Origin of the sequence: Arenimonas sp. GDDSR-1 (assembly GCF_025980345.1) — a bacterium.
Lineage (GTDB): Bacteria > Pseudomonadota > Gammaproteobacteria > Xanthomonadales > Xanthomonadaceae > Arenimonas.
Genome location: NZ_JAPDUI010000078.1, coordinates 1 through 7,427, shown reverse-complemented (window position 1 = coordinate 7,427; position 7,427 = coordinate 1). Strand labels below are relative to the sequence as shown.

Below are 7,427 nucleotides of genomic sequence, written 5' to 3'. Positions count from 1 at the left end.
CGCCTTCATCATGGGCATCGCCATGCCACGCGGCAAGTTCAGCGCGGAACTGCACCGGTTGATGTATCCGCTGACGGTGGCGCTGCTGCTGCCGGTGTTCTTCGTCTATTCCGGCCTCAACACCAAAATCGGCTTGGTCAACTCGCCGCACCTGTGGGGCCTGGCGGCCCTGGTATTGCTGGTGGCGATTACCGGCAAGGGCGTGGCCTGCTATCTGGCGGCCCGCTGGAACGGCGAAAACCACCGGGAAGCGATGGCCATCGGCACCCTGATGAACGCGCGCGGCCTGATGGAGCTGATCATCCTCAACATCGGCCTGCAACGCGGCATCATCGAGCCGGCGCTGTTCACCATCATGGTATTGATGGCGGTGGTGACCACGCTGATGGCCACACCGATCTTCGAACGCATCTACGGCAAAAAGGAATTGCGGACCGGTTGATACTGCGTGCGCGGGTGGCCGCATCGGCCGCCCGCCAAGCGGATTACTTCCCTTTCTTCGCGGCTTTTTCGGCGCGCTTTTCCTTCAGGGTCTTTTCCGGTTTTTTCTTGGTGTCTTTCTTCTGGTTCAGGCCCTTGGCCATGACGTTCTCCTGCGTGGGTTTGCGCTTAGTGTGCCTGAACCGGCGCCGTCAGGCCAGCAGTGAAATATCGCCGACGGCATTGAACTGATCGGTCAGCACCTGCAGCAGGGCCAGACGGTTGCCGCGCACCTTCGGGTCCTCGGCATTGACCATCACACCCTCGAAGAAGGCGTCCACCGGAGCGCGCAGACCGGCCAGGGACCGCAGCACCCCGATGTAATCCCGGGACTTCAGCATCGGCGCAAGTGCGGATTCGACGGCTTGCAAGGCCTGCCACAATTCCTGCTCGGCGGGCTCCTGCAGCAACGCGGGATTCACCGAATCGGCGGCTTCATCGGCGGATTTGCGCAGGATATTGGCGGCGCGTTTGTTGGCGGCGGCGAGCGCTTCGGCTTCGGGCATGCCGGCGAATTCGGCGATGGCGGCAAGGCGCTTGGCGAAATCCGGCAGCGACTCCAAGGCGACGGCATTGACGGCATCGAAGTGGCGCTCGCTGTAGCCTTTGTCGGCGAAATACCCGCGCAGACGATCGAGGATGAACTGCTGGATTTCGAGATAGCGGTCGACATGATCATCGCCCTGCAGGGCTTCCAGTTCGGCCAGCCATTTTTTCCAGAATCCGGGCTTGTCCGAAACGGCTTCGGCGGCGGCCTGTTGTTCGGCCGAGGTCATGCAGTATTCGAAAACATTCAGATAGGCCTTGCCGAGCAGCTGGTCCAGGCGCAGATCGAAACCGCCTTCCAGCAGCGTGCGCGCCAGACCCAACGCGTTGCGGCGCAGGGCGAACGGATCCTTGTTGCCGGTCGGTTTCAGTCCGGCGGCGAAACCGCCGGCCAGCGTATCCAGGCGCTCGGCGATGGCCAGCACCTGGCCGAGTTTCGACGCGGCGATGGCGTCTCCGGCGAAACGCGGCTGGTAGGCTTCGTCGATGGCCACGGCCACGGCTTCGGGTTCCCCGGCGGCTTTGGCGTAGTAACGGCCGGCGATGCCCTGCAGTTCCGGGAACTCGCCGACCATGCGCGATTGCAGGTCGGCCTTCGACAGCGCCGCGGCGCGTCCGGCCTGGCCGGAATTCAGACCGGCATCCCGCGCGATGCTTTCCGCCAGAGCGGCGATACGCGCGGTCTTGTCGGCATAGCTGCCGAGCTTCTGCTGATAGGTGACCGAAGCCAAGCCCTCGGCCATGGCGACGATGCCCTGCTTGAGGTCCTCATCGTAAAAGAACGCGGCATCGGCGAAGCGCGGACGGATGACGCGCTCGTAACCCTGCTTGATCTGCGCCGGATCTTTCGAATCGATGTTGGCGATGCCGACGAAATATTCCGACAGCGTGCCGTCGGCTTCGCGCAAGGGGAAGAATTTCTGGTTGGCCTGCATGGTCGACACCAGGGCTTCGTGCGGCACGCGCAGGAAAGCCGGTTCGAATTGGCAGAGAATGGCCGCCGGCCATTCGACCAGGCAGTTCACTTCCGAAAGCAGATCCTCGGGAATATCGGCCTGCTTGCCGACCGAGGCGGCGGCGCGGCCGATCTGATCGGCGATGCGCTGCCGACGTTCGGCCGGATCGACCAGGACCTGTTTGCCGCGCAGGGTGCCCACGTAATTTTCCGGATGCGCGATATCGGCCGCTTCCGGCGCGTGGAATCGGTGACCGCGGGTGGCGCGCCCGGCTTTCAAGCCGAGCACGCTCATCGGCACCACGGCATTGCCGTACAGGGCGACCAGCCAGTGCACGGGGCGCACGAACTGGGTGTCACGGCTGCCCCAGCGCATCGGCTTCGGAATCGGGAGAGACTTGACCGACTCATTGACGATTTCCGGCAACAGCTCAAGGGTCAGACTGCCCGGGCGCGCGCTGCGCGCCACGAAACGTTCGCCTTTGGCGTCGCTGATGCGTGCCAGATCGTCGATGGCCAGTGCGTTCTTCTGCGCGAAGGCGCGCAGAGCCGGTGTCGGTTCGCCATTGGCGTCGAGTGCGATGTTGACATACGGGCCGAACACTTCCGCGTGCTGGGCCGGCTGTTCGCTCTGTACGCCGTCGATGCGCACGGCCAGACGCCGCGGCGCGTAGAGCGTTTGCACGGTTCCGATGGCCAGGCCGCGTTTGCGCAGACCGTCCGCGATGCCGTGGGCGAAGGCTTCGGCCAATTCCGGCAGGGCTTTCGGCGGCAGCTCTTCGGTACCGAGTTCGATCAGCAGGGCTTGCGTGTTCATGCGGACACCGTTTTCAGGTTCGGAAAGCCCAGCTTCTCGCGCTGGGCGTAATAGGCCTCGGCCACCGCGCGCGACAGGGTGCGCACGCGCAGGATGTAGCGCTGCCGTTCGGTCACCGAAATGGCGCGCCGGGCATCGAGCAGATTGAAGCTGTGCGAAGCCTTGCAGACCTGCTCGTAGGCCGGCAGCGGCAGACCGAGACCGACCAGTTTCAGCGCTTCGGATTCACAGGCGTCGAAACGGTGGAACAGTTCGGCCACATCGGCATGTTCGAAATTGTAGGCGCTCTGCTCGACTTCGTTCTGGTGATAGACATCACCGTACTTGACCACGCCCTGCGGGCCGGTGGTCCAGACCAGATCGTAGACGTTATCGACATTCTGCAGATACATGGCCAGACGCTCGAGGCCGTAGGTGATTTCACCGGTGACCGGTCGGCATTCAAGGCCGCCGGCCTGCTGGAAGTAGGTGAACTGGGTGACTTCCATGCCATTCAGCCAGACTTCCCAACCCAGCCCCCAGGCGCCCAGGGTCGGCGATTCCCAGTTGTCTTCGACGAAGCGCAGATCGTGCACCAATGGGTCGATGCCCAGCGCCTTCAGGGAGTCCAGATATAGCTCGAGGATGTTGTCCGGGTTCGGTTTCAGCACCACCTGATATTGGTAGTAGCGTTGCAGGCGGTTGGGGTTGTCGCCGTAACGGCCGTCGGTCGGGCGGCGGCTGGGTTGCACATAGGCGGCGTTCCACGGCTCCGGGCCGAGCGCACGCAGGAAGGTGGCCGGATGGAAGGTGCCGGCACCGACTTCGATGTCGAAGGGCTGGATCAGCACGCAACCCTGGGCAGCCCAGTACTGGTTCAGGCGCAGAATGATGTCTTGGAAACTCGGTGCCGACATGGCGGTTTCGCTCTTTTCGGTGAATGTGGCTATTATAAAGGCTGTTCGCCGTGGCACAGGCATTTAAAAGGGGTTTTCATGGAAATCAGAAAGGCTAGCGTCTCGGATATGTTCGGTTGGCTCATCGCCAGCTTCAAATTGGTCGGCAAGCACTGGGGCACCTTCCTGCTGGCCTCGTTGGTCAGTCTGGCCGCCATTTTCCTGTTGGCGTTCGCGGCCGGCCTGATCATCGGTCTGAGTGCCGCCGGCGCCGCCATGGGCGATGTCGAAAGCATCGATTGGCAGAAAATCGCGTTGCTGTATGCCGCCGTCATGCTGGTGGCTTTGATTCTGGTACCGCCGTTCATCGCCGGCTGGTTCGTACTCACCGGCAAGCTGGCCGATGGCCGGCCGGCCTCGGTCGGCGATCTGTTCGCCGGTTACGGTGACGGCGCGCGCTGGAAAAAGCTGATCGCCTTCGGCTTCCTCGGTGCCGTGTTGAATATCGCGGTGCAGGGCGGCTACATTCTGGCCTGCATGGCGCTCGGCATCGGCAGCGAAGACATCGGCCAGTTCATGAACGCCCAGTTGAGCAACAATCCGGAAGCGATGACCGGGCTGTCGGCCGGTTTCTGGGCCGCCTATGCCGGCATCATCCTGATCGGTTCGGTGCTGCAGACCGCATTCATGCTCGGCTTCTGCCAGGCCGCGCTGACCGATGCCGGCGCCGTTGATTCGGTGAAGGACGGTATCGCCGCAACCCTGAAGAATCTCGGCAGCCTGCTGCTGTTCATGCTTTCGATGCTGTTGGTGGTGATTGCCGCGGCCCTGGTCGTCGGTGTGCTCGCCGGTCTGCTGATTGCCGCGCTGAGCATGCTCAACAGCAATATCGCGCTGGCCATCGGCGCCGTAATTTATGTGCTGCTGATTCTGTTCATCTATCCGCTGATGTTTTCGTTCCAGTACCTGTTCTGGCGCGATGTGCTCGGCACCGGCGGCAAAGCGCCGGCGGTCAGCGACTCGGAAGTCTTGATCTAAGCGCCGCGGCGCGGATTTCGTCCCAGCGTCCGGCCGCAATGGCCGGGCGCGCGGCCAGCCAGGACACGCCCACGCTCGGGATATTGGCTTCGGCCAGATAAACCGGTAGCTCGGCTTCGGTGATACCGCCGGTGCAGCAGAAGCGGGCTTCCGGAAACGGGCCGGCGAAAGCCTTGGCCAAGGCAATGCCATTGATGGCGCTGGCCGGAAACAGTTTGAAATGGGTCAGACCGGCATTCAGACCGAGCATGAGCTCGGACGCCGTGGCGATGCCCGGCAGCAGCGCCAGACCGAGATCATGCGCGCCCTCGAGCAGTTCGGCACTGATGCCCGGCGACACCACCAGTTCCGCGCCGGCGTCCTTGACCTGCTGCAGATGATGCCGGTTCAATGCCGTGCCGGCGGTCAGCTGCATGGCCGGCACCTGTTTGGCGATGGCCTCCATGGCGGCCAGCGCCTGCGGCGTGCGCAGGGTGATTTCAATGGCGCTGATGCCGGCTTCGAGCAGGGTTTCGGCCAAAGGCACGGCCTGCGCGGCGTCATCGATGACCACCACCGGTATGACCGGATTGCTGAAGAAGCGCCGGATGGCTTCGCTCATGGTTTTTCTCCGAACAGGATGCTGGCGCCGGTTTCGGTGCTGGACACATGATCGCGGAACAGCTGGAAATATTCGCGGCCGAGGCCGAACTGATGGCCGGATTCGGTGCAGGCCGCGGCCGGCCGTTTGGCCAACTCCTCCGCGTCGACCTGCAATTGCAGTTCGCCGGTTACGGCGTCGATGCGGACCATATCGCCATCGCGGATTTTGCCGATCAGGCCGCCTTCATCGGCGGACGGGCTGAGATGGATGGCCGCCGGTACTTTGCCGGACGCCCCGGACAGGCGGCCATCGGTGACCAATGCGACTTTGTGGCCTTTGTCCTGCAAATTGGCCAGCAGCGGCATCAGCTGATGCAGCTCGGGCATGCCGTTGGCGCGCGCGCCCTGATAACGCACCACCGCCACCATGTCGCCGGTCAGTTCACCGGCCTTGTGGGCACGCGCCATCGCAGCTTGGCTGTCGAACACGCGCGCCGGCGCGGCGACCGTCCACTTGGATTCATCGAGCGCGGAAATTTTGATGACCGCTTGGCCGAGATTGCCGGCCAGCTTGCACAGGCCGCCCTGCACGGAAAACGGATCGGCGGCCGGACGCAGAATATTGGCATCGCCGGACTGCGCCGGCGGATCGCGCCAATGCAGATGCCCGTGCGACAGCACCGGCTCCTGCGCATAGGCGCTGATCGGTTGGTTGATGACGCTGCGGGCATCGGCATGCAACAGCCCGGCCGACAGCAGTTCACGGATCACGAACGCCATGCCACCGGCGGCATGGAACTGATTGACGTCGGCCGAGCCGTTCGGATAGATGCGCGCAAGCAGCGGCGTGACCGCGGATATTTCAGCCAGATCATCCAGGGTCATCACATAGCCGACCGAACGTGCCATGGCCAGAATATGGATCATCAGGTTGGTCGAGCCGCCGGTGGCCATCAGGCCGATCACGCCATTGACCAGCGAACGCGCATCGATGACGGCGTGGAATGGCAGATACGCTTCGCCGAGCGCGCTGTTAGCCGCCGCGATCTGCACAGCGTATTCGGTCAGGGCCTCGCGCAGTCCGGTATTCGGCGGCACGAAGGCGCTGCCGGGAATATGCAGGCCCATCATTTCCATCAGCAGCTGGTTGGAATTGGCGGTGCCGTAGAACGTGCAGGTGCCGGGCGCGTGGTAGGAGCCGGCTTCGACCGCCAGCAGCTCCTCGCGGCTCGCCTGGCCATCGGCAAAGCGCTGGCGCACTTTCGCCTTTTCGGCATTGGCCACGCCCGAGGGCATCGGTCCGGCCGGCACGAACACGATCGGCAGGTGGCCGAAAGCGGCGGCGCCCATGAACAGACCGGGCACGATTTTGTCGCACACGCCGAGCATCAGGCCGGCATCGAAGGCGTCGTGGCTGAAGGCCACGGCGGTGGCCAGCGCAATCACATCGCGGCTGAACAGCGACAGCTCCATGCCGGGTTGGCCCTGGGTGACACCGTCGCACATCGCCGGCACGCCGCCGGCGACCTGCGCGGTGGCCTTGCAGGCACGTGCCCAATCCCGGATTTTTCCGGGATAGTTTTCATAGGGCTGATGCGCCGACAGCATGTCGTTGTAGGCGGTGACGATGCCGATGTTGGGGTAACCGCCGAAGCCGAGCGCCGGTTTGTCATCGCCGCTGGCCGCCATGACGTGGGCGAGGTTCGAGCAGGACAGACGCGCGCGCGCCGGCGTGCTGCGTTTCTGGGCCTGCATGCGGGCGGTGTAATCGGCGCGCAGATCACGGCTGCGCTGTTCGATGCGCGCGGTGACCTCGGCAATGACCGGATGGATGTTCATTAGGGACTCCAGAAGATATCGACCGGACCGGCGTAGGCCGCCAGAAAACGGGCGGCGGCATAGTGCGGAGCGCGGCCATCGAGGCTCCGTTCCAGCACCTCGCGCTTGTCGGCACCGCTGATGCAGAACAGCACGCGGCGCGTCTGCAGCAAGGCCGGCAGGGTGAAGCTGAGGCGGTCGGTTTTGCCGTCGCCGGCCACGAATCGCATCGGCAGCACGGCGCGTCCGGTACCGGCGTCCATGGCCGCGTCATAATCGGCGCTTTCCACGAACAGGGACGCGATGTGGCCATCGG

General features: G+C 63.8%; 7 protein-coding genes. 2 read left to right on the top strand and 5 right to left on the bottom strand.

Annotation, left to right across the window (positions count from 1 at the left end; all coding sequences use genetic code 11):
* A partial coding sequence (locus Q0W88_RS09935; protein ID WP_297803032.1) for a cation:proton antiporter occupies nt 1-442 on the top strand: 442 nt, incomplete at its 5' end.
* A gap of 190 nt (nt 443-632) precedes the next feature.
* Here Q0W88_RS09935 and glyS read toward each other — a convergent pair.
* Together glyS and glyQ are read right to left on the bottom strand one after the other, a co-directional pair.
* Nucleotides 633-2,798: a glycine--tRNA ligase subunit beta gene (gene glyS, locus Q0W88_RS09930; RefSeq protein WP_297803029.1), complete on the bottom strand. Its 2,166-nt coding sequence runs from the start codon at nt 2,796-2,798 to the stop codon at nt 633-635.
* Nucleotides 2,795-3,694: a glycine--tRNA ligase subunit alpha gene (gene glyQ, locus Q0W88_RS09925; protein WP_297803027.1), complete on the bottom strand. Its 900-nt coding sequence runs from the start codon at nt 3,692-3,694 to the stop codon at nt 2,795-2,797. Before glyQ ends, glyS begins: the two co-directional genes overlap by 4 nt.
* 78 nt (nt 3,695-3,772) lie before the next feature.
* Between glyQ and Q0W88_RS09920 the strand changes: the two genes are divergently transcribed.
* Nucleotides 3,773-4,711, top strand: coding sequence for a hypothetical protein (locus tag Q0W88_RS09920; protein WP_297803024.1), 939 nt, complete (start codon nt 3,773-3,775; stop codon nt 4,709-4,711).
* On the opposite strand, the gene eda is transcribed toward Q0W88_RS09920, so the two are convergent.
* The 3 genes from eda to Q0W88_RS09905 form a co-directional block, all read right to left on the bottom strand.
* Nucleotides 4,686-5,312, bottom strand: a complete 627-nt coding sequence (eda, locus tag Q0W88_RS09915) for a bifunctional 4-hydroxy-2-oxoglutarate aldolase/2-dehydro-3-deoxy-phosphogluconate aldolase (RefSeq protein WP_297803023.1) — start codon at nt 5,310-5,312, stop codon at nt 4,686-4,688. The two genes, Q0W88_RS09920 and eda, sit on opposite strands and share 26 nt — an antisense overlap.
* Nucleotides 5,309-7,132 carry a phosphogluconate dehydratase gene (gene edd, locus Q0W88_RS09910; protein ID WP_297803021.1) on the bottom strand — a complete coding sequence of 608 codons (1,824 nt, stop codon included), beginning with the start codon at nt 7,130-7,132 and terminating at the stop codon, nt 5,309-5,311. The genes eda and edd overlap by 4 nt, the downstream gene beginning before the upstream one ends.
* Nucleotides 7,132-7,427 (bottom strand): 6-phosphogluconolactonase (locus Q0W88_RS09905; RefSeq protein WP_297803020.1); only part of this gene is annotated, 296 nt, incomplete at its 5' end. The genes edd and Q0W88_RS09905, both read right to left, overlap by 1 nt.

What these genes read in the sequence shown, in the direction of transcription:
- glyS (WP_297803029.1), bottom strand. Translation starts at nt 2,798, where the DNA reads ATGAACACGCAAGCCCTGCTGATCGAACTCGGTACCGAAGAGCTGCCG.
- glyQ (WP_297803027.1), bottom strand. Translation starts at nt 3,694, where the DNA reads ATGTCGGCACCGAGTTTCCAAGACATCATTCTGCGCCTGAACCAGTAC.
- Q0W88_RS09920 (WP_297803024.1), top strand. Translation starts at nt 3,773, where the DNA reads ATGGAAATCAGAAAGGCTAGCGTCTCGGATATGTTCGGTTGGCTCATC.
- eda (WP_297803023.1), bottom strand. Translation starts at nt 5,312, where the DNA reads ATGAGCGAAGCCATCCGGCGCTTCTTCAGCAATCCGGTCATACCGGTG.
- edd (WP_297803021.1), bottom strand. Translation starts at nt 7,132, where the DNA reads ATGAACATCCATCCGGTCATTGCCGAGGTCACCGCGCGCATCGAACAG.